Origin of the sequence: Luteimonas vadosa (assembly GCF_039543545.1) — a bacterium.
GTDB lineage: Bacteria > Pseudomonadota > Gammaproteobacteria > Xanthomonadales > Xanthomonadaceae > Luteimonas > Luteimonas vadosa.
Genome location: NZ_BAABJY010000002.1, coordinates 195,335 through 220,950, shown reverse-complemented (window position 1 = coordinate 220,950; position 25,616 = coordinate 195,335). Strand labels below are relative to the sequence as shown.

Annotated in this window: 25 protein-coding genes; 2 read left to right on the top strand and 23 right to left on the bottom strand. The window is 69.8% G+C overall.

The window, feature by feature from the left end; genetic code table 11:
* Positions 1–64: 64 nt before the first annotated feature.
* Together ABD970_RS12470 and ABD970_RS06885 are read right to left on the bottom strand one after the other, a co-directional pair.
* Complete coding sequence (locus ABD970_RS12470) at positions 65–367, bottom strand: YdbL family probable chaperone protein (RefSeq protein ID WP_425563093.1); 303 nt, start codon at positions 365–367, stop codon at positions 65–67.
* A 438-nt stretch (positions 368–805) separates the two neighbouring features.
* Positions 806–2,842 (bottom strand): translocation/assembly module TamB domain-containing protein, encoded by a 2,037-nt coding sequence (locus ABD970_RS06885; protein ID WP_345294773.1) that lies wholly within the window; start codon positions 2,840–2,842, stop codon positions 806–808.
* A 36-nt stretch (positions 2,843–2,878) separates the two neighbouring features.
* On the opposite strand from ABD970_RS06885, the gene ABD970_RS06880 reads away from it, so the two are divergent.
* On the top strand, positions 2,879–3,592 hold the full coding sequence (locus ABD970_RS06880) for a response regulator (RefSeq protein WP_345294772.1): 714 nt from the start codon (positions 2,879–2,881) through the stop codon (positions 3,590–3,592).
* On the opposite strand, the gene recO is transcribed toward ABD970_RS06880, so the two are convergent.
* The 9 genes from recO to rpoE all read right to left on the bottom strand — a co-directional run bounded on the left by recO (position 3,568) and on the right by rpoE (position 12,617).
* A complete protein-coding gene (recO, locus tag ABD970_RS06875) occupies positions 3,568–4,329 on the bottom strand; it encodes a DNA repair protein RecO (RefSeq protein ID WP_345294771.1) in 762 nt (253 codons plus the stop codon). The genes ABD970_RS06880 and recO overlap by 25 nt on opposite strands.
* 39 nt (positions 4,330–4,368) lie before the next feature.
* Entirely contained in the window at positions 4,369–5,289 is a 921-nt protein-coding gene (gene era, locus ABD970_RS06870) for a GTPase Era (RefSeq protein ID WP_345294770.1), read from the bottom strand.
* Between the two features lie 104 nt (positions 5,290–5,393).
* Complete coding sequence (gene rnc / locus ABD970_RS06865; protein ID WP_345294769.1) at positions 5,394–6,086, bottom strand: ribonuclease III; 693 nt, start codon at positions 6,084–6,086, stop codon at positions 5,394–5,396.
* A gap of 11 nt (positions 6,087–6,097) precedes the next feature.
* The gene (locus ABD970_RS06860) at positions 6,098–6,481 is read right to left on the bottom strand and encodes a DUF4845 domain-containing protein (RefSeq protein WP_345294768.1); all 384 of its coding nucleotides are present in this window, start codon (positions 6,479–6,481) and stop codon (positions 6,098–6,100) included.
* Between the two features lie 30 nt (positions 6,482–6,511).
* Positions 6,512–7,303 (bottom strand): signal peptidase I, encoded by a 792-nt coding sequence (gene lepB / locus ABD970_RS06855; protein ID WP_345294767.1) that lies wholly within the window; start codon positions 7,301–7,303, stop codon positions 6,512–6,514.
* 153 nt (positions 7,304–7,456) lie between these two features.
* Positions 7,457–9,253: a translation elongation factor 4 gene (lepA, locus tag ABD970_RS06850; RefSeq protein ID WP_345294766.1), complete on the bottom strand. Its 1,797-nt coding sequence runs from the start codon at positions 9,251–9,253 to the stop codon at positions 7,457–7,459.
* A 149-nt stretch (positions 9,254–9,402) separates the two neighbouring features.
* The gene (locus tag ABD970_RS06845; protein ID WP_345294765.1) at positions 9,403–10,932 is read right to left on the bottom strand and encodes a DegQ family serine endoprotease; all 1,530 of its coding nucleotides are present in this window, start codon (positions 10,930–10,932) and stop codon (positions 9,403–9,405) included.
* A gap of 87 nt (positions 10,933–11,019) precedes the next feature.
* Entirely contained in the window at positions 11,020–12,006 is a 987-nt protein-coding gene (locus ABD970_RS06840) for an RseA family anti-sigma factor (protein WP_345294764.1), read from the bottom strand.
* A complete protein-coding gene (rpoE, locus tag ABD970_RS06835; protein WP_345295666.1) occupies positions 12,003–12,617 on the bottom strand; it encodes an RNA polymerase sigma factor RpoE in 615 nt (204 codons plus the stop codon). The genes ABD970_RS06840 and rpoE overlap by 4 nt, the downstream gene beginning before the upstream one ends.
* A gap of 250 nt (positions 12,618–12,867) precedes the next feature.
* Here rpoE and ABD970_RS06830 point away from each other — a divergent pair, with 250 nt between their 5' ends.
* Positions 12,868–14,922 (top strand): 3-hydroxyacyl-CoA dehydrogenase NAD-binding domain-containing protein, encoded by a 2,055-nt coding sequence (locus ABD970_RS06830; protein ID WP_345294763.1) that lies wholly within the window; start codon positions 12,868–12,870, stop codon positions 14,920–14,922.
* A gap of 434 nt (positions 14,923–15,356) precedes the next feature.
* On the opposite strand, the gene ABD970_RS06825 is transcribed toward ABD970_RS06830, so the two are convergent.
* The 12 genes from ABD970_RS06825 to rpmF all read right to left on the bottom strand — a co-directional run bounded on the left by ABD970_RS06825 (position 15,357) and on the right by rpmF (position 25,599).
* A complete protein-coding gene (locus ABD970_RS06825; protein WP_345294762.1) occupies positions 15,357–15,716 on the bottom strand; it encodes a PilZ domain-containing protein in 360 nt (119 codons plus the stop codon).
* Entirely contained in the window at positions 15,713–16,696 is a 984-nt protein-coding gene (locus ABD970_RS06820) for a DNA polymerase III subunit delta' (RefSeq protein ID WP_425563065.1), read from the bottom strand. Before ABD970_RS06820 ends, ABD970_RS06825 begins: the two co-directional genes overlap by 4 nt.
* Positions 16,678–17,343, bottom strand: a complete 666-nt coding sequence (gene tmk / locus ABD970_RS06815; RefSeq protein WP_345294760.1) for a dTMP kinase — start codon at positions 17,341–17,343, stop codon at positions 16,678–16,680. Before tmk ends, ABD970_RS06820 begins: the two co-directional genes overlap by 19 nt.
* An 11-nt stretch (positions 17,344–17,354) precedes the next feature.
* On the bottom strand, positions 17,355–18,410 hold the full coding sequence (gene mltG, locus ABD970_RS06810; protein ID WP_345294759.1) for an endolytic transglycosylase MltG: 1,056 nt from the start codon (positions 18,408–18,410) through the stop codon (positions 17,355–17,357).
* 93 nt (positions 18,411–18,503) lie between these two features.
* The gene (locus ABD970_RS06805; RefSeq protein ID WP_345294758.1) at positions 18,504–19,868 is read right to left on the bottom strand and encodes an aminodeoxychorismate synthase component I; all 1,365 of its coding nucleotides are present in this window, start codon (positions 19,866–19,868) and stop codon (positions 18,504–18,506) included.
* Positions 19,869–19,890: 22 nt separating this feature from the next.
* Positions 19,891–21,129, bottom strand: a complete 1,239-nt coding sequence (gene fabF, locus ABD970_RS06800; RefSeq protein ID WP_345294757.1) for a beta-ketoacyl-ACP synthase II — start codon at positions 21,127–21,129, stop codon at positions 19,891–19,893.
* A 210-nt stretch (positions 21,130–21,339) separates the two neighbouring features.
* Positions 21,340–21,579, bottom strand: coding sequence for an acyl carrier protein (acpP, locus tag ABD970_RS06795; protein WP_345294756.1), 240 nt, complete (start codon positions 21,577–21,579; stop codon positions 21,340–21,342).
* Positions 21,580–21,696: 117 nt separating this feature from the next.
* A complete protein-coding gene (gene fabG / locus ABD970_RS06790) occupies positions 21,697–22,443 on the bottom strand; it encodes a 3-oxoacyl-ACP reductase FabG (RefSeq protein WP_345294755.1) in 747 nt (248 codons plus the stop codon).
* A gap of 34 nt (positions 22,444–22,477) precedes the next feature.
* Complete coding sequence (gene fabD, locus ABD970_RS06785) at positions 22,478–23,419, bottom strand: ACP S-malonyltransferase (RefSeq protein WP_345294754.1); 942 nt, start codon at positions 23,417–23,419, stop codon at positions 22,478–22,480.
* A gap of 123 nt (positions 23,420–23,542) precedes the next feature.
* Positions 23,543–24,247 carry a BUD32 family EKC/KEOPS complex subunit gene (locus ABD970_RS06780; RefSeq protein ID WP_345294753.1) on the bottom strand — a complete coding sequence of 235 codons (705 nt, stop codon included), beginning with the start codon at positions 24,245–24,247 and terminating at the stop codon, positions 23,543–23,545.
* A gap of 47 nt (positions 24,248–24,294) precedes the next feature.
* A complete protein-coding gene (locus ABD970_RS06775) occupies positions 24,295–25,275 on the bottom strand; it encodes a beta-ketoacyl-ACP synthase III (protein ID WP_345294752.1) in 981 nt (326 codons plus the stop codon).
* 129 nt (positions 25,276–25,404) lie between these two features.
* Positions 25,405–25,599: a 50S ribosomal protein L32 gene (rpmF, locus tag ABD970_RS06770; protein ID WP_345294751.1), complete on the bottom strand. Its 195-nt coding sequence runs from the start codon at positions 25,597–25,599 to the stop codon at positions 25,405–25,407.
* Positions 25,600–25,616 lie beyond the last annotated feature (17 nt).

The window sequence follows — 25,616 nt, the reverse complement described above, 5'->3', positions numbered from 1 at the left end:
TATTGTCGCAGATGCGCGGCGCGCGCCAGGCGCGGCGTCATGCCGCGCCCGGACCTGCGCCGGACTACTTCTGCTTCCAGCTGCCGCCGCTCTGGTACCACCAGCCGCTGCGGGCGCTCTCGATCCACTGCCGGGCGAACACGTCGCGGATCTGGCCTTCCCATTCCGGGTGGCCGTTGGCGACCGCGATCTCGCGGTACACCGCCTTGCGGTCGCGGTTGTCGTCGGCCACCGCGGCGTTCACCGAGACCCGGTCCTTGAGCTCGAGCTTGGACGCGTCGCGCACGACGACGAGGCCGTCGCCGCCGAACCCCAGCGCACCGGAGTCGAAGTGCGGCCGCAGGACGCTGTTGAAGCGCCCTTCCATCCGCGCCTGGATGGCCTGGATCGCCGGGGTCTTGATGGTGATGTCCGGCTGGCCCTGGGCATGGGCCGGCGCGATGCCGAGCAGGATCCAGGGATCGAAGCCGGCGCGCGTCGCGCCCGCTCCCGGGCGCAGCAGGGCCATGCCGCCGTTGCCGTCGGGGACGGCGCGCCGGTCCGCGGGGACCTCGTCGCCGATCACCTTCTCGACGAATTCCCTCGCCGCTTCCTTGGCCTCGGCGGCCGGGAAGTAGACGTTGATCGTGACGCAGGCGCTCAGCGCCAGCGCGGCGACGACGGGCATTCCCATGAAACGACGCATGCGAAGGCTGCTCATGGACTGTTCTCCTCGGGAACTACGATGATTGGGGTGGACGCGGGGCGTGACCTGGGGTTACGGTACCCCAAGGTCGATGACTGGCGCGGCAATGCCCCACGGGCATCAGTCGAACACCGGCTTCACGTCGCCCTTGCCGACCGCCGCGACGCGCTCCACCAGCGTCGGCCAGTCGACGAGCCGGTTGTAGCCGACCACGGTCAGGCGCGGGATGCCGCTGCCCTCGACGATGGTGAAGGCATTGCCGGCCGACGCCAGCCCGCCCATCAGGCAGACCTCGTTCACCAGCTGGCAGGAAATGCCGATGCGCCGGTAGCCGAAGTCGTCGAACAGGCCGATCAGCCGGCCCTGCAGGCTGCTGACGAAGGAGGCGTCGCCCACGCTGGAGATGTTCTGCACCGCGCGCTGGCTGATCCGCTGGCGCACGCCCTTGCGCGGTTCGGTGTGCAGCTCGGCGTCGAAGGCGGTGGCGGTCCAGTCGACCAGGCGCAGGTCGTGGATGCGGCCATGCAGGCGACCGGTGATGCTGCCGAAATCGAAGACCTCGGTGAGCAGGAGCAGGTCCAGGCCGTCGAGGTCGAGGTTGGCCGACAAGGTCGGTGCGACGCCGAACGGGCGCTCCATCTCCAGCGCCGACACGTGCACCGTGCCATCGAACACCTGCATCGTCAGGCCGCCGTCGAAGACCAGGCGGTTGTCGACGTAGCGCGCGCTGGGGATGCGCCCGCTCAGCGTGCCGCCGAACTCCGGCCCGCCGAGTGCCTTGGCCAGCGCGCCGAGTTCGAGCCCGTCGAGCGCCAGGCCGCCACGCAGTTCCAGCGCCTTGCCCCCGGCGGGCGGCCGGATCTCGAGGCCGTGGATCGAGAGCGCCCCCTTGAGCAGCGGAATGGAGGCGTCGCCGACCAGGGTCAGTGCGCCATCGCCGCTGCGCAGCGGCAGCACGCCGGGCCCGAAGGCGACGTCGCCGAGCGCGCCGCTGCGCCACCGCAGCCGGCTGTCGACGGGGGCGTCGGCCGAATAGCGCACGTCGCCGTCCAGGCCGTCGAAGCGGAAGCGGTTGTCGGCGGCGCGCAGGTCCACGCCGCGCACGCGGGCGTCGAAGGCCTGCAATCCCGCTTCGGCGACGCGCAGCCTGGCATCGAAGGCGCCCCGCATCTCCAGTCCGGTCAGGCCCGCCAGCCCCAACCACCCCGACAGGTAGCGCTCGCCCAGGGGCTGCATGTCATCGCTGTGCAGGTCCACCTCGGCGTACTGCAGGTCGCCTGCGGGAGTGAAACCTGCCGACCCGGTGGCGGTGAGCACCCGGCCGTCGATCCAGGAAAAGCGGGGGACGTCCCAGCCGGCCCCGTCCTCGCTCACGGCGGAGATCGCCAGGGCCACGGGCGTGGCGGGAAGCCCGACGTAGGTATTGCCGTAAAGCAGGTCCCCGTCTTCCAGCGTGGCATCGACGGCCACCAGCGTGGTCGCACCCTGCCTCCGGTAGTCGATGTCGAACCGGCCGCCCAGGCCCTGGGCGGCGATGCGGGCATCGGGCGTTTCCAGTGCGCCCCCGTCCAGGCGCAAGGTCCCGTGCACGCGCAAGGGTCCGTCCTTCGGCGTGTGCACCCGCAATGCCCCGTCCAGCGTCCCGGCCTGCAGTCGCCCGTCCGCCCAGGCCCGCGACGCCAACGCCTGCGTCCACAGCAGCGGCACGCGGGTCAGGTCGAGCGTGGTCAGGTCGGGCGTGGCGGCGCTGCGCTGCAGGGCCACCCGGCTCGACCCGCGCGACAGGCTGGCATCCGTGCTGCCGCTGGCGAGGTCGATGGCCAGCCGCAGCGGCGCACCCCCCGCCGCGCGGACTTCGCCATCGCACCGCCAGCGGTCCGGGCCGTCGCGCTCGAGCGGACAGCGCCAGGCCACGCTGCGGAACCGGTAGCCCAGGCCATCGGCATCCACGCGCGCCGCCCGCATGCGCAGCTCGCCGCGTGGGGCGCTGGCCGGCCAGTCCAGTTCGACCCGCACGTCCTCCAGCGTCGCGACGGCCGTGGTGACCCGGGCGATCCGTGCGCTCAGGGTCCGCGCCTGCGCCGGCGGGATCGACAGCACGAGGCTGGCCAGCACGACCAACCAGACCATCGACGAGGGTAAGATCGGGCGCGGCATGGACCGCAGCATAGCGAGGACGGGGGACTCCTCTCGGTGAAGCCCAGGATCCTTCTTGTCGAGGACGACCCGACCACGCGCGCGTTCCTGGCCGCGGCGGCGGAATCGTTGCCGGCCGAGGTCGACGCCGTGGCCAGCGCCGCGCAGGCGCGCGCGTGCTGCGCCCGCCATCGCCATGCGCTGTGGCTGCTCGACGCCCACCTGCCCGACAGCGATGGCGCCAGCCTCCTCGCGGAACTGCAGGCCAGTTGCGACCGGGCGCCGGCGCTGGCGCACACCGCGTCGCGGGACCCGGCCCTGCTGGAGGCCCTGCTCGGCGCCGGCTTCATCGAGGTCCTGGTCAAGCCGGTGTCGACCGCCGACCTGCATGCCGCGATGCGGCGGGCGCTGGGCACCGGGCAGGCCCGCGTGGCCGAGTCGCGATGCCTCGCCTCGATCCCTGCCGGGGCAGGCGTCTGGGACGACGGCGCTGCCCTGGCCGCGCTCAACGGGCAGCCGACGCACGTGTCCGCCCTGCGCGGGCTGTTCCTGGCCGAACTCCCGGGCGTGCGCGACCAGGTCGCGGACGCGGCCGCACGCAACGACGCCGCAGCCTTGCGCGCCCTCCTGCACCGGCTCAAGGCAAGCTGCGGGTTCGTCGGCGCCGCCCGGATTGCCGCGGCGGTGGCGATGCTGGAACACGCCACCGACCCGGCCGAGGCGCTGCCCGGCTTCCAGGCGGCGGTTCAGGAGACGCTGTCGTCGGCCTGAGCGGGGACGGCCGACATCCGCGCCAGATCCCCCATCATCTCCCAGGACTTCAACCCTCGGCCGCCGAGGTGGACGCTGAGCACCTCGCGCAAGGCGCGTCGCAGGCCGGACAGGTCCTCGACCGGCGGCGGCTGGTCGTGGTCGGCCGCCAGCGCGAGCAGCGCCCGTCCGCTGGCATGGCGATCACGGTCGGCGTCGCGCTCGATCCTCGACCGGCGGGGACCGTGCTCGGGATCGATCCGATAGCGCGCCGCGGGGTCGATCGGATCGCCGTCGCCGTCGCGGGACAGGTCGAAGCCGACGCCCAGGGCCTCGAGCAAGTCGCGTTCGAAGCGGCGCAACGTCCATGCCAGTGAGCCATCCCCGGCCAGCCGTCCGCGCACCTGGCCGTACAGCGCATAGAGCTGGGCATGCGGATCCTCGCGGGGCGCCAGTCGCATCACCAGTTCGCTGACGTAGAAACCCGCCAGGGCGGCATCGCGCGGCAGTCGCGCCGCGACGTCGATCGCCTCGACGGCATTGAGCCAGGCCAGCTCGCCGCGCTGCACCGCGTCGAAGCGGACATGCTGCAGCGGCTGCAGCGCCGCGCGCAGCGCCTGCTTGCGCGGCCCGTGCACGCCGCGCGCCACCAGGCCGACGCGGCCGTGGTGTTCGCTGAGTACCTCGACCAGCAGGCTGGTCTCGCGCCAGGCGCGCGCATGCAGGACGTAGGCCGGTTCGGCGGCGTAGCGGATCATCGGTCGCCCGGGGGCGGCACTGCCTGCAGCCAGGTGTCGCTACTGGTCATAGCCCAGCGTGCGCAGGGCGGCCTCGTCGTCCGACCAGCCGGCGCGGACCCGGACCCAGGTTTCCAGGAACACCTTGCAGTCGAACAGGCGCTCCATCTGCAGCCGCGCCTTGCTTGCGATCTCGCGCAGCCGGCTGCCGCCCTTGCCGATGACGATGGCCTTCTGCCCGTCGCGCTCGACCCATATCACCGCGCCGATGCGCAGCAGCATGTCGGACCTGCCGGAGGTGTCCTCGGTGAAGGACTCGATCTCGACCGTGGTCGCATACGGCAGCTCGTTGCCGAGCTGGCGCATCAGTTGCTCGCGCAGCAATTCACCGGCCAGGAAGCGCTGGCTCTTGTCGGTGATCTCGTCCTCGCCGTAGGGGGCCGGCTGCTCCGGCAGCAGGGCCAGGAGCGAGGCGACCAGGTCCTCCAGGCCCTTGCGCTTGAGCGCGGAGACCGGATGCACCGCGGCGAACGCGCGGCCGGCGCTGGCCTGCTGCAGGTAGGGCAGCAGGGCGGCCTTGTCGCGGATGCGGTCGACCTGGTTGACGACCAGCACCACCGGCACGCCTGCCTCGCGCAACGCGTCGTGGGCTAGGCTGTCCTCCTCGTCCCAGCGCCCTGCCTCGACCACCAGCAAGGCGGCATCGACACCCTCGAGTGCGCCTCGGGCCGCGCGGTTCATCATCCGGTGCATGGCCGTGGAGGATTGCCGGCCCTGTTCGCGGTGGATACCGGGGGTGTCGACCAGCAGCAGCTGGCCGCCCGGCACCGTGGCGATGCCCAGCAGGCGGTGCCGAGTGGTCTGCGGACGATTGGAGACGATGCTGACCTTGGCGCCGACCAGGGCATTGACCAGGGTCGACTTGCCGACGTTGGGTCGGCCGATGACGGCCACCTGGCCGGCGCGATGGGGGGATGTCATGCGGGCATTGTAGGGCCTGGCTTGGCCCGCTTCGGTGCCCCACGGGTCCCTGCCCGGCCCGCGCCGGCGGTCAGCGTCGGCCGTTTCGACGGCCGGCGGGGCCGCTAGGACCCCGTGGCCGCGCCGATCACCGCCAGCGCGGCTTCGGCTGCCTGCTGTTCGGCGGCGCGCCGCGAACTGCCTTCGCCCACCGTCACCAACTCGGGCTCCTCCAGCCGGCAACGCATCTGGAACTGCCTGGCATGCTCGTCGCCGGACTCGGACAGCAGCTCGTACGAGGGAAGCGGCTTCTGGCGTGCCTGCAACCATTCCTGCAGGCGGGTCTTCGGGTCCTTTTCGACCTTGCCCACCGGCAACGCGGCGAGGCTGCGCTCGAACCAGGGCAGGACCACGGCGCGGCAGTGCTCGAACCCCGCGTCGAGATAGATCGCACCGACCAGGGCTTCCAGCGCATCGGACAGGATGGACTCGCGGCGGTGGCCGCCCGATTTCATCTCGCCCGGGCCCAGGGTCAGCTGCGCGCCCAGGTCCAGTTCGCGGGCGATCTGCGCCAGGGCCGATTCGCGCACCAGTTCTGCGCGCGCGCGGGTCAATGCGCCCTCGTCCGCCTTCGGCCATCGCGCGTAGAGGGCTTCGGCGACGATCAGCCCGACCAGGGCATCGCCGAGGAACTCGAGCCGTTCGTTGTGCGGCACACCCGCGCTGCGGTGCCGCAGCGCCTGGGCCAACAGTGCCGGGTCGCGGAACGCATGCCAGGCATCGGTCGCCGACCCCGGTTGTCCAGCCAAGACGCTCATCGGCGACGCACTTATTCGATGCCGTCCTTGCGCGAAAGCTGCTGCGATGCGTTGAACTTCCCGACCACGTCGAGGTTGCCGATCATCGACTTGCGCACCTCGTACTTCACCGTCATGTGCCAGCCGTTGTCGACGCGCTTGACGTCGACGTTCTCGTTGGTGATGTTGTCGTCGGAGTAGTTGATGTACAGCCGGCGGAAGAACAGGTCGCGGATCTTGGCCGGCTCGTAGGTCGCGACCCCGGGCTCGGACGCCAGCTCGCGCATGGCCTGCTTGACGCCGTAATACTCCATGTACATCGGGAAGAGCTTCATGCCGACGTAGGCGAACAGGCCCACCACGCCCAGCACGACGATGAAGCCAATCAAGGTGATCCCGCGTTGCGTGCGTTTCATGCCTCTCCCCTCCATGTCCTTGCTAATGGTTTACGGAATGTCGTTGCCGATCCGGTCGAAACCGATCCCGCCGGCCTTGCTGTCGATGTTCATCCACACTAGGAACGCCTTCCCGCGCAACTGGCTTTCCGGCAGCGTGCCCCAGAACCTGCCATCGTCGCTTCTATCACGATTATCGCCCATCACGAAATAATGGCCCTCGGGCACCGTCCATTCGCCATCGCCCGGATCCATGAACGGCGTCTGGTCGACCTCCAGCACCTGGTGCGGCCTGCCGGGCAGGTCCTCGACCATCAGGCTGGCGCCACTCATGTCCGCGCCGCGGCCGCGACCCTGGTATTCGCCGAGGCGACGATAACGCAGCGGTTCGCCGTTGACGTACACCGTGTTGTCCCGGTACGCCACGGTGTCCCCCGGCAGGCCGATCACGCGCTTGATCCAGTCCTCGTCCGGGCGATGCGGCGGGCGGAACACCACCACGTCGCCGCGCTCGGGTTCCCCGATCTCGACGAACTTCCGGTTGTTGATCGGGAGCCGGAGCCCGTAGGCGAACTTGTTGACCAGGATGAAGTCGCCGATCAGCAAGGTCGGCATCATCGAACTCGACGGGATGCGGAACGGCTCGGCGACGAAGCTGCGCAACACGAGCACCACGGCCAGCACCGGGAAGAAGGCGCGCGCGTAGTCGACGACCAGCGGCTCCTTCTCCTCGATCAGGCCGGAGCGCTCCGCGCGCTTCCGGGCGAACAGCAGCCTGTCCAGCAACCACACCAGGCCGGTGGCGAAGGTCAGGACGACCAGGGCGATTTCAAACCAGCGCATTTTTGTTCCTTCGCAAAGCCGGTCGGCTTGTCTTGACGGTCGGTCCGCCGCACCGCGCGGCGCCATGCGGCGCGGACGTCGGGTCCGACGAAACGGGGGACGCGGCCGCCGGGGCGCGGCGGTGGCAGGGCGGGTCTTCGGGCAACGGTACGGTCACGAGTCGCGGCTGGTCGACAGCACCGCGAGGAAGGCTTCCTGCGGAATCTCCACGCTGCCGACCTGCTTCATGCGCTTCTTGCCGGCCTTCTGCTTCTCCAGCAGCTTCTTCTTGCGCGAAATGTCGCCGCCGTAGCACTTGGCCAGCACGTTCTTGCGCATCGCCTTGACCGTGGAGCGGGCGATGATCTGCGATCCGATCGCGGCCTGGATGGCGACGTCGAACATCTGCCGCGGGATCAGCTCGCGCATCTTCTCCACGAGTTCGCGGCCGCGGCGGTCGGCGTACTGCCGGTGCACGATCAGCGACAGCGCATCGACCTTGTCGCCGTTGATCAGCGTGTCGACCCGGACGAACGGCCCCGGCTCGAAGCGCAGGAAGTGGTAGTCCAGCGAGGCGTAGCCGCGCGAGACCGACTTGAGCCGGTCGAAGAAGTCCAGCACCACCTCGGCCATGGGCAATTCGTAGCTCACCTGCACCTGCGATCCCAGGTACTGGATGCCGATCTGCCTGCCGCGCTTCTCTTCGCACAGGGTGATCACGTTGCCGACGTAGTCCGGCGGCGTGAGGATGTTGGCGCGGATGATCGGTTCCCGGATCTCGTCCACCAGGTTCGACTGCGGCAGGCGCGCGGGATTGTCCAGCGGCATCACGCTGCCGTCGGTCCTGAGCACCTCGTAGACGACGGTGGGCGCGGTGGTGATCAGGTTGAGGTCGTACTCGCGCTCCAGCCGCTCCTGCACGATCTCCAGGTGCAGCATGCCCAGGAACCCGCAGCGGAACCCGAAGCCCATCGCCTCGGAGGACTCGGGCTCGAAGCGCAGCGCCGCGTCGTTGAGGCGCAGCTTGTCCAGCGCCTCGCGCAGGTCCGGGTAGTCGTCAGCGTCGACCGGGAACAGGCCGGCGAACACGCGGGGCTGCATCTCCTGGAACCCCGGCAGCGGCTTGGGCGCAGGATCCGCGGCGAGCGTGAGCGTGTCGCCCACCGGGGCGCCGTGCACGTCCTTGATGGACGCGTTGATCCAGCCCACCTCGCCCGCGCGAAGCCTGTCGAGTTCCTTGCGCTTGGGCGTGAACACGCCGAGGTTGTCGACCTGGTGGTTGCGGCCGGTGGACATCACCTGCAGCTTCTCGCCGGGCCGGACCTCGCCCTGCATCACGCGCACCAGCATCACCACGCCCAGGTAGTTGTCGAACCAGGAGTCGATGATCAGCGCCTGCAGCTTGTGGGATCCGCGGGGCGTGGGCGGCGGGATGCGCTGGACGATGGCCTCCAGCACGTCGACGACGTTCAGGCCGGTCTTGGCGCTGATCGCGACGGCGTCGCTCGCATCGATGCCGATCACGGCCTCGATTTCCTCCTTGACGCGGTCGACGTCCGCGGTCGGCAGGTCGATCTTGTTGATCACCGGCACGACTTCCAGGCCCTGCTCCACCGCGGTGTAGCAGTTGGCCACGGACTGCGCCTCCACGCCCTGGGCGGCATCGACCACCAGCAGCGCGCCCTCGCAGGCCGCGAGCGAACGGCTGACCTCGTAGCTGAAGTCGACGTGGCCCGGGGTGTCGATGAAATTGAGGTGGTAGGTGCGGCCGTCGCGCGCGGTGTACGGCAGCGACACCGACTGGGCCTTGATGGTGATGCCCCGCTCGCGCTCGATGGGGTTGTTGTCGAGCACCTGCGCTTCCATCTCGCGCTCGCTCAGGCCGCCGCACAGCTGGATGATGCGGTCGGCCAGCGTCGACTTGCCATGGTCGACATGGGCGATGATGGAGAAGTTGCGGATGCTCTCCATCGGATTTCGGGCTGGTTCGGGAGACATGGGGATGGCGGCCGGGCCGGATGCACGGCCATTGCGATGTAAACGTGCAATTGTCGCACAGCCATCCGGCCCGCCCTCCGCGCACGGGCCGGCGGGCAATGCGCTCCGGCCGCCCGGGGCGTCTACTGGTCGGCGTCCACGCGCGGCGTCACCGCCCGGTACTGGGTGCCGCCATTGGCGTCCCGCACCAGCAGCATCACGGTCTGGCCGGCCCTGACCTTGCCAAGTTCGCGATCCAGCTCGGCCGGCGTGCCGACGTCGGTACGTCCCACCGACAACACCACGTCGCCCGGTTGCAGGCCCGCCTGGCGCGCCGCCAGACCCTCGACGCGCGCGATGGCGACACCCTCGCCCGGCTCCAGGCCCAGCCGGCTGCGCTCGCGGTCACTCAGCGGCTGGCCGACCAGGCCCAGCGGATTGGAGGAGCGCGCGGGGGACGGGCTGGGGCGCGTGGGTGCTGCGCTCGCCGTCGCCTCTTCCAGGCGGCTGAGGGTCAGGGCCAGGTCGCGCGTCCTGCCTTCGCGCCAGATCGTCACGGTGGTGCGGGTGCCGGGCGCCATCGCCCCGATGATCGGCGGCAGGTCGCTGGACACGTTGATCGGGTTGCCGTCCACGGCCCGGATCACGTCGCCGCGTTCGATCCCCGCCTTCTGCGCAGGGCTGCCCGGCAACACGTCCGCCACCAGCGCGCCGCGCGTGTCCGGCAGTCCGAAGCCGCGCGCCTGCTCGGTGGTGATTCCCTGCACCTGCACGCCGATCTGGCCGCGACGCACCTCGCCGGTGGTCTTGAGCTGCTCGACCACGTTCATCACCACCTCGGACGGAATCGCGAAGCTCACGCCCATGTAGCCGCCGGAGTTGCTGAAGATCTGCGAATTGATGCCGACGACCTCGCCCCGCGTGTTGAGCAACGGACCGCCCGAATTGCCGCGGTTGATCGCGACATCGGTCTGGATGAAGGGCACGTAGCGCTGCGCGGCATAGGGATTGGCGCGGCCAACGGCGCTGATGATCCCGGCCGTCACCGATTGGTCGAGGCCGAACGGCGAACCGATGGCCACCGCCCACTGGCCCGGCTTGAGCGTGCGCGAATCGCCGATGCGCAAGGCCGGCAGGCCGCGCGCATCGATCTTGAGCAACGCCACGTCCGACTGGGCATCGCTGCCCACGACCTTGGCGGGGAATTCGCGACGATCCGAGAAGGTCACCTTGACCTCGTCCGCGCCATCGACCACGTGGTGGTTGGTGAGCACGTACCCGTCGCTTGAGATCACGAAGCCGCTGCCCATCGATACGCCGTGGCGCCCTCCCGGCCCCTGGGGCATGCCGGGAACGCCCTCCCCCGGTCCGCCGGGACCGAAGAACCTGCGGAAAAACTCCGGCATGTCGTCCGGCAGGGGCGGGCCCTGCGTGCGCTGCGCGTTGCGCACGCCGATCGTCGACTCGATGTTCACCACGCCCGGGCCGACCCGCTCGACGAGATTGGTGAAGTCCGGCAGGCCGGTCACCATCTGTGGCGGCGGGGCGGCTTGCGGCGACGCGGCCGTCGTCGACTGCGCCGTCGCCTCCGGCAGCACGAGGGCCGTGGTGGCCGCGGTGGTGGCGACCAGGGCCAGGGCGATCAGGGAAGACTTCACTGGGACTCGATTCATCGGGATCGGACTCTCGATAAAGGGATTCGATTCAGGCAGGCAGGGCGATCCGGCCCGGCCAGGGCGCGCACGCACGCCAGGCAATGGTCAAGGCGCATCCTTCGGCGGGACGGTACCCGGTCCTTCGGTCGCCAGCGCGTCCGAAGGATCCTGCGGCCGTTCGGCGCGCTCCACTTGCTGCAAGCGCGGCTCGAAGCCCGCGAACGCCGTGTCGACCATCGTCGGCTGTGCACCCGGGTTCGCGCTGACCATGAAACCGCCGCCTACCGGTGCGAGCCCGGGCAGGATCGCCCTTGGCCAGGGGCGCGGAGAAGTCGCCACCGACGCGGCGAACGGATCCCCCTGATGCGTGAAGGCCGGCACCGCCTCGGCTGCGTCGGGTGACGGCGCATTGGCGCCGTTCGTTGACGGCGCCTGGCGTTGGCTTGCGACCGCCACCATCGGCGCCTGGGCATTCTGTTGCCGCTGGCGGGTTGCCGCGCGCTGACCCTGCCCCCGCGAACGCTGCACCGCGCGGCGCGGGACCTCGGCGACGGCGAACGCGCCCGCCACGGCGGCGGCACCCAGGTCCGGAGCCCCCGGTTGGCCCGTCTCCGCGACCGGGAGACCGGGTGGTGAACCGGCGGGTTCGGCGGCCAGGCCGGCCGGCATGCCATCGGTGGCCGGCGCCACGTCCGCGGGCAACTGGCGCGCGACGAAGAACGCGACCACGGCAACCGAGGCCGCCAGCGCGGCGCTGCCGCCCCATCGCGCGAGGCGCGACTCGCGACCCGCCGCCGCCGTTGGCGCCTCCGCGCCGACGCCGCCATGGGCGATGGCACGGGCGACCCGCTGCGCGAAGTCGGGCGGCAACAGCGCATGGCCGCGCCCGCGCAGCATGTCGCCGCACACCTGCCAGCGCTCCCAGCAGGCCGCGAGTTCCTCGTCGTGCTGCAGGCGGCGAAGCATGAATTTCGCGCGATCCGGGGACAGCTCGCCATCGAGCATCGCCGACAGCTGCTGGCGGTGGTGCAAGGCGAGCCGGTCCGGCGGCACCAGCTCGATATCGTCTGCCATGTCGTCGGCGGTGGTCATCGGATCGCGCGTTCCCGGGAGTGTTCGGTGTCCATCAGTGGCTTGAGTTCGTTGTCGATCGCCTCGCGGGCGCGGAAGATGCGCGAGCGCACCGTCCCGATCGGGCAGTCCATGCGTTTGGCGATCTCCTCGTAGCTCAATCCTTCGACTTCGCGCAGGGTGATCGCGTTACGCAGCTCGTCCGGCAAGGCTTCGACCGCGCGCATCACCGTTCGTTCCATCTGCTGCCGCGCCAGCTCCCGCTCGGGGGTGTCCGTGTCCCGCAGCCGGATGCCCGAATCGAACTGCTCGGCGTCCCCGACGTCGATGTCCTCGGTCGGTGGTCGGCGGTTGCTGGCGACGAGGTGGTTCTTTGCGGTGTTCACTGCGATCCGGTGCAACCATGTATAGAACTGTGCATCGCCGCGGAAATTCCCGATCGCGCGGTACGCACGGATGAAGGTATCCTGCGCGATGTCCTGGCACTCGCTCCAGTCGGCGACGTAACGCCCGATCAGGGCGGCGATGCGGTGCTGGTACTTCCGCACCAGCAGGTCGAAGGCCGCGCTGTCGCCGCGCTGCACGCGCTTGACCAGCTCCTGGTCGAGTTGCTCGGTTTCCGCTTGTTGAATCCGTTGTTCGGCCATCGGGCCGGCGCTCCTTGTCGCCCGGCCTTCCGGCTGGGCTCTGTGACCTGCCCCGGAACGGAAAGTTCCGGCGAGCGGAGGATCAGGTTGGCCTGAACTGGGGGCCGGACGCCAATGCCACAAGCCATGGCGGCGTGCCCGGCGGTGCTTCCTGCGCCGCCCCGTGGGGCATTTGACGCCGGCTGAGCGCCCTCTGGATGATAGGGTGCTCCCCTACCGTAACGGATGCTGCCGCATGATCGCTGGCCTGGACGGATTGCGCTTCAGCCACTGGCAAGCCGAGCAACGCCGCGATGGCGTCGTGGTGCTGTCCTTCGACCGCGCCGGCGAGTCGGTCAACACCTTCGCGCAGGACGTGCTGCTGGAGCTGGACGGGCTGCTGGAACGCATCGCCATCGACCCGCCCAAGGGTCTGGTGTTGCGCTCGGCGAAGGACAAGGGCTTCATCGCCGGCGCCGACATCCGTGAGTTCCGGGCCTTCGACGAACAAGGCACGATCGGTGACTCGATCCGCCGTGGCCAGCAGGTGTTCCAGCGCCTCGCGGAATTGCCCTGCCCGACCGTTGCCGCCATCCACGGTTTCTGCATGGGCGGTGGCACCGAGATTTCGCTGGCCTGCCGCTATCGGGTGGCCAGCAGCGATCCGTCGACGCGCATCGGCCTGCCGGAGGTGAAGCTGGGGATCTTCCCCGGTTGGGGCGGCAGCGCGCGGCTGCCGCAGCTGGTGGGCGCGCCGGCGGCGATGGATATGATGCTGACCGGACGCAGCCTTTCGGCCTCGGCCGCGAAGGCGATCGGCCTCGTCGACAAGGTCGTGGAGCCGGCCTTGCTGGTGGATGCCGCCGCGGACCTGGCCCTGCATGGCACGACCCGGCCGTTCAAGCAGCGCTTCCTGGGCTGGCTCACCAACACCTGGCCCGCGCGGCAGATCCTCGCGCCGATCCTGGTCAAGCAGGTCGCCCGCAAGGCGCGCAGGGACCACTACCCCGCACCGTATTCCCTGATCGAGACCTGGCGACGCAGCGGGGGCGACATTCACGCCCGGCTGGCGGCCGAGCGCCGGTCCGTGGTCAAGCTGGCGGGGACGCCCACCGCCCGCAACCTGACCCGCGTGTTCTTCCTGCAGGAGCGGTTGAAGGGCATCGGCGGCAAGGATCCGGGGATCGAGACGGTGCACGTTGTCGGCGCTGGCGTGATGGGCGGCGACATCGCTGCGTGGTCGGCCTACAAGGGCTTCCAGGTGACCCTGCAGGACCGGGAACAGCAGTACATCGACAAGGCGATGGCGCGTGCGGGGAAACTGTTCGAGAAGAAGGTCAAGGACGAAGCACGGCGCCAGGAAACCGCCTCGCGACTGAAGTCGGACCTCGCCGGCGACGGTATCCCCGGCGCCGACCTGGTGATCGAGGCGATCATCGAGAACGCCGAGGCCAAGCGCGGCCTGTATGCCGACGTCGAACCGCGACTCAAGCCCGACGCCCTGCTGACCACGAACACCTCGTCCATCCCGCTGGCCGAATTGCGCGGGCACATCAGTCGCCCCGCCCGGTTCGCCGGCCTGCACTATTTCAATCCGGTCGCGCTGATGCCGCTGGTGGAGATCGTGCGCCACGACCAGTTGTCGCCGGAAACCGAAAAACGGCTCGCGGCCTTCTGCAAGGCGCTGGACAAGCTGCCGGTGCCCGTGGCCGGCACGCCAGGCTTCCTGGTCAATCGCCTGCTGTTCCCTTACCTGCTGGAAGCGGCCCGCGCGTACTCGGAAGGCATCCCCGGCAAGGTCATCGACCAGGCGGCGGTGAGGTTCGGCATGCCGATGGGGCCGATCGAGCTGATCGACACCGTCGGACTGGACGTGGCCTACGGCGTCGGCCAGGAACTCGCGCCCTTCCTCGGCCTCGCCATCCCGCCGGCGCTGGCCACGCCCCCCGCGGACGGCAAGCGTGGCAAGAAGGATGGCCAGGGGCTGTATGCCTGGGAAGACGGCAAGGCGAAGAAACCCGACGTGCCAAAGGATTACGCGGCCCCCGAGGACCTGCAGGATCGCCTGGTGCTGCCGCTGCTCAACGAGGCCGTCGCCGCCCTGCACGAAGGCGTGGTGGCCGACGCCGACCTGCTCGACGCCGGCGTGATCTTCGGCACCGGCTTCGCGCCCTTCCGCGGCGGCCCGATCCAGTACATCCGCGAGACCGGCGTCGACGAGGTCCTGACGCGGTTGCGTTCCCTGGAGCTGAAGCACGGCGAGCGCTTCGCGCGGCGGCCGGGGTGGGATGCGGAAGTGTTGCGGGGCTGATCCAAGCGGGCGGCCCAGGGTCGTCCTGTACGGAGCCCGAGCTGCCTGGACTCTCGCTCATCGTCACGTTGGACGACGGCATTCGACTTGACCCTGCCATGGCGATTCGCGCCAGCGTGGTGGCTTGCGATGCACGCGTTTTCGCCCCGTTGCGCGAGGTACCGTCTCCTTGACGAGTGCATATGGCCAAAGCTCGACTAGCTTCGCTGTTGAAAAGCGTATCGCCTTCGGCGAGTTCATTCCTTTGGATTAGGGTCAAAAGAAGCGAACTCGCGCCTAGCGTGAAACGCTCTTCAGCCCCCAAGCGGGTCAAGGGTGTGTCTTCAAGGAATGCAATGGATCCCGGCTTGCGCCAAGTGGCAGGCTCACGACGTCCGATCCCTGCCTGCGCGATAGCGACGGGCTGCTGAGCCCTGCGCCTCACGCCGGACGCGCTACATCGTATGCGTCGGCTTGTCCCCGGTCAGCGTGCCGGCGAGCAAGGTCTCGATCTTGCCCTTGACGCTCTCGCCCTCGCTGGTCTCGGCGAACTGCACGCCGATGCCGGCGGTTCGGTTGCCTTGCGCGCCGGGAGGCGTGACCCAGACGACCTTGCCGGCGACCGGCAGGCGTTCGTTGGATTCGGGCAGGGTCAGCAGCAGGAAGACCTCGTCCCCCAGGAAGTAGCGCTTCACCGTCGGCACGAAGATGCCGCCCTGCTTGATGTACGGCATGTAGGCGTTGTAGAGGGTGGCCTTGTCCTTGACCGCCAGCGAGAGGATGCCCTGCCGCGCGCCGCCTGCTGTTGCATTCATCGCCTGCCTCCTGCGTTTGTCCGGGTTGCCGTCGTCGGTTCGTTCGCCGCCGCGTACTGGTCGCGCCAGGCCAGGAGCAGTTCCGCGACCGCGAGGTCAGCGCGCACGGTGGTGCGCAGGAGCTCGCGGGTACGGTTCGCTTCCGTGAACCACTCGGCCAGCTTCCGGGTTCGCGGCGGGTCGGTCAAGCCGCGCGCCTTGGCCAGCACCAGGTCGGCGGCATGGCGCAGGCGGAGATCCGCGTGCTCGTCGGCCGTCCAGGAGCGCGCGGTCTCGATCACGGACGCATCGCCGCGCGCGAGCTTGCCCAGGTCCGCGCCAACCTCGCGCCGCAAGACCATGCCGCCGCCCTGGAGCCAGGCGTCGGCCAGCCCCGGGTGTCCACGCGCGGCGTCGAGGGCCTCGGAGACTGCGGCTGCATCGTGTCCCTGCCCCAGCAGCCATTGCTCCGCTTCGGCACGCGGCGGCAGCCGGAACTCGAGCCGCTGGCACCGGCTGCGGATGGTGGCCGGGAGCCGCATGGGGTGGGCCGTGACCAACCACAGGTAGCGCCCGGGTTGCGGTTCTTCCAGGGTCTTGAGCAGCGCATTGCAAGCCGCCCGGTTGAGGGCGTCCGCGGGCTCGACGATGGCGACCTGGATGTCTCCGTACTGCGGCGTGAGCGACAGCTGCCCGGAGAGCTCGCGGATCTGCTCGATCACGATCTCGGTGCGCAATCGCGTGCCTTCCTTGTTCGGGACCAGGCCCACCACGTGCAAGTCGGGATGGGTGCCGGCGTCGAGCAGGTGCCGGGCGCGGGCTTCGCCGGCCGCGCCGAGCAGGTGCCGGGCAAGGCGCTCGGCGACCGTGCGCTTGCCCAGCATCGCGGGGCCGCTGAGGATCATGGCGTGGCCCATGCGGCCACCTGCCAGCGCCTCCCTGGCCTGGACGAGGATGCGCTCCTGCCACGGCGGCAGCGTGCTCAAGCCCGGCTTCTCCATGCCTGCAACCGGGCGACCGCCTCGGCCGCGACCTCCGCCGCAGGGCGCGAGGCATCGAGGACGCGGAAACGCTCCGGTTCGGCGGCCGCGCGCGCGCGGTAGGTCGCGCGAACGCGCTCGAAGAACTCGTCGCGTTCACCTTCGATGCGGTCCGGGGCGCCGCCCGCGAACTCGAGGTCGCGCCCGCGAGTCCGTTCCCGCCCCTGGCTCACGCCGATGTCCAGGAGCAGGGTCAACCCGGGCTGCAGGCCGACGACGCATCGTTCGAGCCCGGCGATCAGGCCGGGATCCAGCCCGCGCCCCCCGCCCTGGTAGGCATGGCTCGAATCGGTGAAGCGATCGCTGATCACCCACGCGCCGCGCGCGAGCGCCGGGGCGATGACTTCCCGGACGTGCTGGGCACGCGCCGCGAACATCAGCAGCAACTCGGTTTCCGGCGCGGCGGGCTCGTGCCTGGGGTCGAGCAGCAGCTCGCGGATCATTTCCGCCAGCGGGGTGCCCCCGGGCTCGCGGGTGCGCACGACTTCGAGCCCCTCGGCCTGCAGGGCGTCGCCGAGCGCATTGAGCACCGTGGTCTTGCCGGCGCCCTCGCCTCCCTCCAGCGAGACGAATCGCGGATGGGACGGCAAGTCCGTCGCTGGCGGCATCCCAAGGCCGGTCATCGCGGGGCGTGCTGCTCGCGGTAACGCCGCACGTATTCGCGAACCGCCGCGCTGTGCTCGGCGAGCGTGCGCGTGAACACGTGGCGGCCGGTGCCGTCGCCGATGGCCACGAAATAAAGCGTGTCCCCCGCTTCGGGCCTCGTCGCCGCACGCAGCGCGGCCACGCCCGGCATCGCGATCGGCGTGGGTGGCAGCCCGTCGCGGGTATAGGTGTTGTATGGCGTGTCCGTTTCCAGGTGGCGTCGCGTGATGTTGCCGTCGTAGGCGCTGCCCAATCCGTAGATCACCGTCGGATCGGTCTGCAGGCGCATGCCGCTGCGTAGCCGGCGGATGAATACCCCGGCGATCCGGCCGCGTTCCTCGGCGATGCCAGTTTCCTTTTCCACGATTGACGCCAGCACCAGCGCCTGCTCCTTGTCGTCCAGCGGCAAGTCGTCGGCACGCGACTCCCACGCCGCGTCCAGCGCCTTCTCCAGGGCCACGTTGGCGCGCCGGAGGAGGTCGAGATCGCTGTCGCCGCTGGTGTAGTGGTAGGTCTCCGGCAGGAAGCGGCCTTCCGGATGCACGCCCTCGCGGCCAAGCCTGGCCATCAAGGCGGCGTCGTCGAGCTCGGCAATGGTCTGCCGCAAGGGTTCGGCGCGGGCCAGCGCGGCGCGCAACTCCCGGATGTTCCACCCTTCGACGATGGTGAAGCGATGGCTGACGACCTTGCCGTCGCGCATCCGCTGCAGCAGGTCCCGGGGCGTGGTGCCTGGCGCGAGCGGGTATTCGCCGACCTGGATCTTGCCCGCGGCGCCCAGCCGGCGCGCGAGGACCTGCCAGTCCAGGTCGCTTCCCTGCCGGACGCCGGCCTCGCGCAGCCTGCCGAGCACCCGCCGGAACGAGTCGCCGCTTTCGACCACGACCTTGCTGTCCGGCTGCAACCCGTCCAACGGCTGGTCGGCGAAGCCGCTGAAGCGGCTGTAGCCGTAGTACGCGACGGCACCGGCGAGCAGCGCCGTGAGCACGAACAACACGCCGAGGATGCGTTTGAAACTGCTTGCGAAGCTCATGGGCGTGGATCGTCCGGATTTGCGTTGCAGGTCATGGCGACGAGGATAACCCGCCGCCCCGGCAGTGCACGGTTGCTTCCCCCAGTCGAAGGGTCATGCACCGAGGGCGCGCAGCATGCCGCGGGCCTTGGCGCAGGTTTCGTCGAGTTCGCGCGCGGGCTCGGAGTCGGCGACGATGCCGGCGCCGGTACGGAAGCGCAGCAGGTCTCCCTGTCCGGGGTCGCTCTCCAGCTCGGCGCTGCGGATCAGGATGTTGAGGTCCAGGTCGCCGTCGCGGTTCAACCAGCCCATGGCGCCGGTGTATGCGCCCCGGCCGCAAGGTTCCAGTTCGGCGATGACCTGCATGCAGCGCACCTTCGGGCAGCCGGTGATGGTGCCGCCCGGGAAGACGGCACGGATCACCTGACCCGCCGTGGCGTCCGCGCGCAGGCGGCCGCGGACGTTGCTGACGATGTGGTGGACGTGGGAGTAGCTCTCGATCGACATCAGTTCATCGACTTCGACGCTGCCTGGCACGCAGATTCGTCCCAGATCGTTGCGCTCCAGGTCTACCAGCATCACGTGTTCCGCACGCTCCTTGGGGTGTCCCGCCAGTTCGCGGATGCGCGCGGGCTCGTCGTCACCGGCGACGCGGGGCCGCGTGCCCGCGATGGGACGCGTTTCCACCAGGTCGCCGCGCACCGACACCAGCCGTTCGGGCGATGCACTGGCCACCGCCCAGCCGTCGCCGGCCAGCAGGCCGGCGAACGGCGCCGGGTTCGCTTCCCGCATGCGCATGTACAACGCCGCGGGATCCAGGCGGCCATCGAAGCGGGCCCGCCAGCCACGGGAAAGGTTGGCCTGGAACACGTCGCCGGCCGCGAGGTAGCCCAGGATGCGCTCGACGCCCTGCAGGAATGCCGCGGGCGGATCCTCCTCCAGCGACGCCGGGGGCCGCCACGGAGGCAACGGTGGCAACGACGGCATGGCGAGGAGGTCCGAACCGATCGCGCCGAGCATGGATGCGGATTCGTTTTCCGCGATCGCGATGCAGGCGCCGGTGGCGCGGTCGCGCAGGATCGCCGCCGGGCAGCGCAATGCCAGGGCGACGGGCACCGGCCCGGCGGCATCCGGCAAGCGCAGCACGGGCTCGACTTCCTCGGCCAGTTCGTACGCGAGCAGCAGGGCCCAACCACCACGGAAGGGCCAGCGCGGCTCCTCGCGCGGTTGCCTGGCGGCCTGCCAGGCGGCGTCGAGCGCGTCGAGGAACCCGCCGGCGCAGCGCCCCCCGTCCTCGATCCGCGACAATCCTGCCGGGTCCAGGCGAAGACCGGTGCCGTCGGTGCGCAGCAACATGTCCCAGCGGGCCTGCGCCGTGCCGTGCGCGACCGATTCGAGCAGCAGCGGATAGCGCGACGGCGCCACACGATGCAGGGCCAGCAGGTCGACGCCGGCCGGCAATGCCTGGGTGACGATCATGGCGCGCTGCGCGTCGGGCGCGTCAGGTGCGCTTGAACACCAGCGTGCCGTTGGTGCCGCCGAACCCGAAGGAATTGGACAGCGCCACGTCCACCTTCGCCTCCCGCGCCGTGTGCGGCACGTAGTCCAGGTCGCAGCCTTCCGACGGGTTGTCCAGGTTGATCGTCGGCGGGATCACGCCGGCATGCATCGCCATGGCGGTGAACACGGCCTCCACGCCGCCGGCCGCGCCGAGCAGGTGGCCGGTCATGGACTTGGTCGAGCTCACCATCGTCCTGCCGGCATGTCCGCCGAGCGCGGCCTTGACCGCCATGGTCTCGGCCAGGTCGCCGGCCGGCGTCGAGGTGCCGTGGGCGTTGATGTAGCCGACCGCGTCGGCGTCGATGCCGGCGTCGCGCAGCGCATTGACCATGCAGCGTGCCGCACCCTCGCCGCTGACGCTGGGCGCGGTCATGTGGTAGGCGTCGCCGCTCATGCCGAAGCCGGCGAGCTCGGCGTAGATGCGGGCGCCGCGTGCCTTGGCGCGCTCGTATTCCTCCAGCACCAGGATGCCGGCGCCGTCTCCCATGACGAAACCGTCGCGGCCCTCGTCCCACGGCCGCGACGCCTTCTCCGGCTCGTCGTTGCGCGTGGACAACGCCTTCATCGCGCAGAAGCCGCCGACTGAGGTCGGCGTGGTCGCGAACTCGGCGCCGCCGGCGACCATCACGTCGGCATCGCCATGCTGGATCATGCGCATCGCCAGGCCGATGTTGTGGGTCGAGGTCGTGCACGCGGTGACCGCGGCGATGTTGGGGCCCTTGGCGCCGGTCATGATCGAGACCTGCCCCGCGATCATGTTGATGATGGTGCTGGGGACGTAAAAGGGTGAGATCTTGCGCGCCCCGCCCTCGCTGTACTTGATCGTGGTTTCCTCGATGCCCTTCAGGCCACCGATCCCGGCGCCGATCGCAACGCCGATGCGTTCGGCGTCCGCTTCGGCGATCTCCAGGCCCGCATCGGCGATCGCCATCATCGAGGCCGCGACGCCATAGTGGACGAAGGGGTCCATCTTCTTGACGTCCTTGGGCGCGATCCACGCCGTCGGGTCGAAATCCTTGACCTCGCCCGCGATCCGCGTGGCGAACCCCGAAGCATCGAAATGGGTGATCGGCCCGATGCCGGAACGACCCGACACGATGCCGTCCCAGCTGCTGGCCAGGTCGTTGCCGAGCGGCGACAAGATGCCGAGGCCGGTGATGACGACGCGACGCTTGGACATTGCGAACTCCTTGCCGATGGACTGTGGCCAGCCAGCTGCCGGCCGATGCGGGACCCGCCGCGGCCATGCCGCGCCTGGGCGTCCAACACGACCGAGGCCGCGTGCGCGGCCCCGGGATGACGACTTGTCGGCCACGCCGGCAATCGCACGATCGTCACTGCATCCTGCGTTGCCCCGCCGCGTGCGGCGGGCCGTGGACCCGGGCGCGGATCAACCCTTGACGTGGGCCTTGATGTAATCGATGGCCTGCTGCACCGAGGTGATCTTCTCGGCCTCCTCGTCCGGGATCTCGCACTCGAACTCTTCCTCGAGCGCCATCACCAGTTCGACGGTATCCAGGGAGTCGGCACCCAGATCGTCGACGAAGGAGGCGCTGGTGCTCACTTCTTCTTCCTTGACGCCCAGTTGTTCGACCACGATTTTCTTGACGCGTTCTTCGATGCTGCTCATGGGTTGTTGGCTCCGGTGGAGGCTGTTTCAGCCGATAGTGTAAGGCAAACGCCGGCGGTGGGCGCGCGGTGGGGACAGCCCTTCCGGTTCAAGGACTTGTGGTCGGACGCTGCGGCTTCAAGGCATGTACATGCCGCCGTTGACGTGCAGGGTTTCGCCGGTGATGTAGGCGGCCGCGGGACCGGCCAGGAAGGCGACCGCGTTGGCGATGTCGGCAGGCTCGCCAAGGCGTCCGAGCGCGATCTGGCCTTCCAGCGCCCGGCGTGACGCCTCGGGGAGGTCGCGGGTCATGTCGGTGGCGATGAACCCTGGCGCGATCACGTTCACCGTGACGCCCCGCGACCCGATCTCCTTGGCCAGCGACTTGCTGAAACCGATGATCCCGGCCTTGGCCGCGGCGTAGTTGGCCTGGCCCGCGTTGCCGGTGATGCCGACGACGGAGGCGATGTTGATGATGCGGCCCTTGCGCGCCTTCATCATCCCGCGCATCACCGCCTTGCAGCTGCGGTAGACGCTGGTGAGATTGGTGTCGAGGATCGCCTGCCAGTCCTCGTCCTTCATCCGCATCAGCAGGTTGTCGCGTGTGATCCCGGCGTTGTTGACCAGGATCGACACTCCGCCGAACTCGGTGGCGATGGCGTCGACGAGCGATTCGATCCCCCCGGCCTCGGTGACGTCCAGGCGGCGTCCGTGGCCGCCCGCGGGGGCAAGCCGCTCGCCGATGGCCTTGGCCCCGGCGTCGCTGGTCGCCGTGCCGATGACGGTCGCGCCTTGCGCGGCAAGCGCGTCCGCGATGGCCGCGCCGATGCCTCGGCTTGCGCCCGTGACCAGTGCGACTTCGTCCTTCAGCGGTGTGTCGGTCATTGCCTGCCTCGCTTGTGCATCTTGCCTGCGGGGATCATGTCCAGTCCGCCAGGGCCGCGTCGAACTCCGCCGCGGTGCCGATCGCCCGCGCCTGGATCGAACCGTCGATGCGCTTGGCCAAGCCGGCCAGCACCTTCCCGGGACCGCATTCAGCCACCCTCGTGGCGCCAGCGGACACCAGGGCCTGCACGCATCCCGTCCATTGCACCGGCAGGTACAACTGGCGCACGAGCGCGTCGCGGATCGCCTGCGTGCCTTCGTGCACTTCGGCGTCTGCGTTCTGGACGACGGGACGGTCCGGCTCACGCCACTGCAGGCCGGAAATCGCTTCGGACAGGCGATTGGCCGCCTCGCGCATCAGCGGCGTGTGCGAGGGCACGCTCACCGCGAGCTTCACGGCCTTGCGGACGCCGCGCTCGGCGAGCAAGGCCAGCGCACGATCCACGGCGGCGGCATGGCCTCCGATCACCACCTGTCCCGGCGAATTGAAGTTGGCCGGCACGACGATCTCCTCGCCCGAGGCCTGCTTGCAGACCTCGGCGACCAGGGCGTCTTCCGTGCCAAGCACGGCCGCCATCGCCCCCACGCCTTCCGGCGCGGCATCCTGCATCAACTGGCCGCGCCGGCGAACCAGCCGCGCGGCGTCATGCAGCGAAAGCGCTTTGGCCGCGACCAGCGCGGCGTATTCGCCCAGGCTGTGGCCGGCGAAGCGCGCGGGCTCGGGGCCGCCACTGGCCTGCCACGCACGCCATGCAGCCACGCCTGCGGCAAGCAACGCGGGCTGCGTGAACTCGGTCTTGTTCAATGCGTCCGCCGGTCCCATCTGGGACAGCGCCCAGAGGTCGATCCCCGCGCCCTCCGAGGCTTCTGCAAACGTGTCGCGCACCTGCGGATGGCGCTCGGCGAGGTCCGCGAGCATGCCGACGGACTGCGAGCCCTGGCCCGGGAAGACGAAAGCAAGCTGCGGATCGGTCACGCGGTCACCCGGTGGCAAGACGAGCGCGCATGATAAATGCCAAGGCCGATCCGCGTCTGTACGACGGCGTATGCGCGCCGGGCGGGAGAGCCGCGCGCCGCCACGTGCCCTGGGGCGGTAGGTTCAACGCAGCGCATCGACCGCATGCGCGAGGGCGCGCATCGAGCGGCTGCCCAGGGAAGCCAGGAGCCCCAACGGATGCAGGCGGCGCCCGACGCGCCGCACCAGCGTCGCCACCTCAGCAGGTGCGCGCTGCAGCGGCTCGGCGAGGAGGGTGGCGAGGACGCCGGGGCGGGCGTCGTAGTGCTTGGCGATGCCGTAGGCGAACAGGATCCAGTCGCGTGCCTGGGCCTCGGGCAGCGTCATCGTTTCCAACGGGTCTTCTTCCAGGTCGAAGAAGCCGATCCCTCCGTCGCCGGTCGACAGGTTGCGGGGCACGGGTTGGCCGATGCATGCCCCGCGTGCGTGCGCGTCCGCGATCGCGTCGATCGCCGCCTGCGACAGCGTGTCCACCGCGGCCGGCTCCTGCGCGAGCTCGCGCAGCCGCGTGGCGAGGGTGGCCCCCAGGTCGGAGAGCGTCAGGCTGTCGTCGTCCTCGGCGAGGATCTCCGGGACGCGCACTCCGCTGGCACGCAATGCGCGTAGCCGCCCTGCTTCGACCTGCTTCCGCTTCGTGGCCGACGGATGCCTGGGGGGCGGCCGCAAGGGCGGCAGGTCGAACGCGCGGGCCAGCGCGTCCAGGGCCGCCAGCGACAGCCTGCGCGGGTCGTCGCGATAGCGCTTGCGCCATGCGCGGCGCCCGTCGACCAAGATCGCCTCGACTGCCATGCAACCCCCGTGGCGCTGGTTGGCCCCGTTCCCGGTTGCTGCCCGCGCTAGTAGCGCAGCAGCACCGATCCCCAGGTGAAACCACCGCCGAAGGCTTCCAGCAGGAGCAGTTGCCCGCGCTCGACCCGGCCAGAGCGCACCGCCACGTCCAGTGCCAGCGGCACCGAGCCCGACGAGGTGTTGCCGTGCTTGTCGACGGTCACCACCACCCGGTCCATCGGCATGTCCAGGCGCTTGGCCGTGGCCTCGATGATGCGCAGGTTGGCCTGGTGCGGGATTAGCCAGTCGATGTCGTGCCGGTCCAGGCCGTTGGCCTCCAGCGTTTCCTCGACCACGGAATCGAGCGCCTTGACCGCATGCTTGAACACGTCGCTGCCGGCCATGTTGATACGCACGCCGGCGTTGCGTTCGTTCTCCTTGAGCCCGACCGAAACGCCGACCGGGCACCACAGCAGTTCCTTCTTGCCGCCATCGGCATGCAAGTGCGTGCTGAGGATGCCGGTCTCGTTGTCGGCCTGGAGCACCACCGCGCCGGCGCCGTCGCCGAACAGCACGCAGGTGGTGCGTTCGCTCCAGTCGACCATGCGGGTCAGCGTTTCGGACCCGACCACCAGCGCTGTCTTCACGGAACCGGAGGCGATAAACTTCTCGGCCACGGCCAAGGCGTAGATGAAGCCCGAGCAGGCAGCGTTGACGTCGAAGGCCGGGCACCCGTTGGCGCCCAGCCGGTGCTGCAGCAGGCAGGCCGTGGAGGGGAAGACGAGGTCCGGCGTGGTGGTGCCGAGCACGATCAGATCGATTTCGGAGGCCTCGACCCCGGCCGCTTCCATGGCGCGCACGGCCGCGTGGTACGCCATGTCACCCGTGGTCTCGCCGTCGGCGGCCAGGTGGCGCTCGCGGATGCCGGTGCGCGCGGCGATCCATTCGTCGGTGGTATCGACGAACTTCGACAGGTCGTCGTTGGTCAGGACTTTCTCCGGCAGGTAGCTGCCGGTGCCTGCGATCCGCGCGAACACTCGCTGGGTCATGATCGGTCCCGTCTGGAGGATTGGCCCGCCTGACTCAACCGGCAACCCGGCTGCGGACGGCTGTTCCGGCGTTGAGCGGCCCGGGGGCGCGCCAACGGCGGGAAAGGGTCCTGCGCGCGCGCAGGACGATCAATCTTCGTCGACGATGACGACCTTCGGCTGGATCACCTGCTTGCCGCGATAGTAGCCATCGGCGGTGACGTGGTGGCGCAGGTGCGTCTCGCCCGAGGTCGGGTCGGTGGACAGCTGCTTGGCGGTCAGCGCGTCATGGGAACGGCGCTGGCCACGACGGGCGGGGGACACGCGGGATTTCTGCACTGCCATGGGTCTTGCTCCAACGA